The organism is Synechococcus sp. R3-13, from assembly GCF_047462195.1.
In the GTDB taxonomy this organism is placed as follows: domain Bacteria; phylum Cyanobacteriota; class Cyanobacteriia; order Thermostichales; family Thermostichaceae; genus Thermostichus.
The window spans coordinates 1-3,420 of the sequence record NZ_JANSIO010000319.1; the positions used below are offsets into that span (position 1 = coordinate 1).

General features: G+C 60.8%; 3 protein-coding genes. 1 reads left to right on the forward strand and 2 read right to left on the reverse strand.

The genetic code is table 11. The features are described 5' to 3' along the window. Positions 1 to 201 precede the first annotated feature (201 nt). Together aspS and NW856_RS09945 are read right to left on the reverse strand one after the other, a co-directional pair. The gene (gene aspS / locus NW856_RS09940; RefSeq protein WP_414400062.1) at positions 202 to 2,007 is read right to left on the reverse strand and encodes an aspartate--tRNA ligase; all 1,806 of its coding nucleotides are present in this window, start codon (positions 2,005 to 2,007) and stop codon (positions 202 to 204) included. A 72-nt stretch (positions 2,008 to 2,079) separates the two neighbouring features. Next, positions 2,080 to 3,015 carry a metal ABC transporter solute-binding protein, Zn/Mn family gene (locus NW856_RS09945; protein ID WP_414400064.1) on the reverse strand — a complete coding sequence of 312 codons (936 nt, stop codon included), beginning with the start codon at positions 3,013 to 3,015 and terminating at the stop codon, positions 2,080 to 2,082. A 63-nt stretch (positions 3,016 to 3,078) separates the two neighbouring features. Here NW856_RS09945 and NW856_RS09950 point away from each other — a divergent pair. Next, positions 3,079 to 3,420 (forward strand): ATP-binding cassette domain-containing protein (locus NW856_RS09950; protein WP_414400065.1); only part of this gene is annotated, 342 nt, incomplete at its 3' end.

Sequence of the window (3,420 nt, forward strand, 5' to 3'; positions counted from 1 at the left end):
GTATTCCTTTCTATCCTCCCACAGGTGGGAGCTGGGGCTGGGAGAAGGGATCCCAGGCACTCCTGAACTCCCGTTAAAAAGGCCCGGCTTCCACAATGAAAGTCCTTTTGGTTGAAAAGGAATATTGTCTGCTGGATCTCCGCAGCCCTGTTACCCGTGCCGAAATCATCGAGCACCCGTGGTCGTTGGAAGATACCTCCCTCAACCGAGCTGATAGGTGGAAGCCACGTGCAGTTCCTTGAGCTGCTTCGCCTCAACGCTGGAAGGAGCGCCGGTGAGCAAACATCGCGCCTGCTGGGTTTTGGGAAAGGCGATGACATCCCGGATGGAATCTTCCCCGGCCAGCAACATCACCAGCCGATCCAGGCCGTAGGCAATGCCGCCGTGGGGCGGGGTGCCATACTCAAAGGCTTCCAACAAAAAGCCAAACTTGTCCCGCGCCTGTTCGGGGGTGAGGCCAATCGCTTGAAAAACCTGCTCCTGAATTTCCCGCTGGTAAATCCGCAGGGATCCCCCTCCTACTTCCACGCCGTTCCACACCAGGTCATAAGCCTGGGCCCGCGCCGTTTTCAGGTCGGCCAAGTCGTCGGGGTGGGGGGCGGTAAAGGGGTGGTGCAGGGCTTCCAGGCGATTTTCTTCGGCGTTGAACTCAAACATGGGAAAGTCGGTGATCCAGAGGAGATTCAAGGCGTTCTCTGGGATCAAACCCAGCTCCTGGCCCAGGTGCAGCCGCAGCCGGCCCAAAGACTCGTTCACCACTGCCGCCGGCCCTGCCCCAAACAGCAACAGATCCCCTGGCTTGGCCTGGGTGAGATCCAGCAACCGCTTCTCCTGCTCGGGGCTCAAGCTCTCTTTCAGGGCGCCGATGGTATCGAGGCTGTCGGGCCGCACCCGGATAAAGGCCAAGCCGCCCGCCCCATACTGGGTGACCAGCTTGAACAGATCCCCGCCTGGTTTGATGCGGGTGTTGGAGATCTTTTCATCGCCGCCGGGCACTGGCAGGATTTTGATCAAACCGCCCTCAGCCAGCACTTTGGCGAAGACTTTGAATCGGGATCCCTGAAACACCTCCGAAACATCCACCAACTCCATCCCAAAGCGGGTGTCAGGCTTGTCGGAGCCGTAGCGGGCCATGGCCTCGGCATAGGTCAGGCGCGGGAAGGGACGGGGCAGGTGGATCCCTTTGACAGTTTTGAAGATATGGCAGATCAGTCGCTCGTTGAGCTCCAGGATCCCTTCTTGATCCATGAAGCTCATCTCCATGTCCAACTGGGTGAACTCCGGCTGCCGATCCGCCCGCAGATCCTCATCCCGAAAGCAGCGGGCGATCTGGTAGTAGCGATCCACGCCGGCCACCATCAGCAGCTGCTTAAAGAGCTGGGGCGACTGCGGCAGGGCAAACCACTCGCCGGGGTTGACGCGGCTGGGCACCAGGTAGTCTCTGGCCCCTTCTGGGGTGGAGCGGGTGAGAATGGGAGTCTCCACCTCGACAAAGCCCTCCTCGTCTTCTAGGAAACGGCGGATGGCCTGGATGACCCGGTGGCGCAGTTGCAGGTTACGGGACATGCGCTCCCGCCGCAAATCCAGGTAGCGATAGCGCAGGCGGATCTCTTCTCGCACTTCCTCTGCTTCTTCTCCCGAGACGCTGAAGGGGAGCTGCTTGCCGACTGGACTGAGCACTTCCAACTGTTCGGCGTAGATCTCGACCTCGCCGGTGGCCAGGCGAGGGTTGAAGGAGTCGGGGGGCCGTTGCTGGACAGTTCCCGTTACCCGCACCACATATTCGTTGCGCACTTCCCCCGCCAGTGGATATGACTGCGGAGTTTTCTGCGGATCCGCCACCAGTTGCACAATGCCAGAGCGATCCCGCAAATCCAGAAAGATCACCCCCCCGTGGTCGCGGCGGCGGTCGATCCAGCCGTAGAGGGTGACGGTCTGGCCAATGTGGGCCGGGCGGACTTCGCCACAGTAGAGGGTGCGGGCCGGGCGATGGATGACAGCAGGCATGGAAGAGGTGAGAGAACAAGGGTCTGAGCCCCTATCATACAAAACTCAGACCTCCTGCCTCGACTCAGCTTCTCAAGAGCATTCAGGGGATCCGCCCAGGGCTACCACAATCGTGCAGGTGTTGTGGCGCATCATGGCAACGTAAGTTTCGGCGCCGCTGCCTGGCTCCCCCAAAGAGTCCGAGTACAGTTTCTGTTCGGCTACCTTGACCCCGGCTTCGGTGGCCACCGTTTGGAGGAGAGCGGGGTTGAGGGTGGTCTCAGCAAAGATAGCCGGCACCCGCAGAGCGCGGATCTCCTCCACTAAGCGGGCCACTGTCTGGGCGCTGGGCTGTTCTTCGGTGCTGATCCCCAGCAGGGATCCCCCCATTTTTAGGCCGTAGGCTTGGGTGTAGTAGGCAAAGGCATCGTGGGTGGTCACCAGAACCCGGTTGGGAGGGGGGATGGTTTGAATGTGCCGGTCAATCCAGGCGTGCAGTTCTGCCAGCTCCGCTTGATAGGCGGCAGCGTTGGCCCGAAAAAAAGTCGCCTCGCCAGGGGCCAATTCTGCTAGCTCTTGGGCAATGCGCTCCACCATGAGGATGACGTTTTCCACATTGCCCCACACATGGGGGTCGGGAGTGGGGATCCCGTCCTCGTTGGCAACAATAGGTTCAAGGATCTCGGCCAAGGCAACCCGCCGCGCCTGTTGGGCTGTGGCCTCGATGAGACGCATCAACCCCGGCTCCAGGTTGTAGCCATTCCAGAACACCAAGTCTGCCTGCTCTAGGGCCACCCCATCCGCCGGCGTTGGCTCGTAGACATGGGGATCCATCCCCGGCTGCAGCAGGCTGGTGAGCTGGATGCGATCTTGGCCCACCTGCTCCACCCAATCGGCGATCAGTGTGGTGGTGGCCACAACGCGGGGACGCGCCCAACCCGAACCGGCTAGGGCCAGAAAACTGCTGATCGCCAAGCCGAAGGCCGCTACCCAACGGCGCCGCCCCCAAAGGAAGACAGGACTTTTCATTATCGTTTCATGATTTAGGTACCCCTTTAGGGTACACTGGACTTACTCGAAAATGAAAGCAAAATGAAAAAGCAATCTGCTCCTCTCCCTCTTCGCCCGGCCAGGGGATCCCTGGTGGTGCGGGATCTGACGGTGCGTTACGGCAGCCTGCAGGTGCTGCAAGGGATCCAAGCTGAAATCGCGCCGGGCCGCGTCACGGGCATCCTTGGGCCCAACGGAGCCGGCAAAAGTACGTTTCTCAGAGCGCTGCTGGGGTTGGTGCCGCTGGAACGGGGGGAAGTGCGCTACGGTGGGCAAGCGCTGTGGGGAGAGCAAGTGGCCTATGTACCCCAGCGCTCGGCCATCGACTGGTCGTTTCCCGCCACGGTGTGGGATGTGGTGTTGATGGGGCAGGTGAGAGCTGCT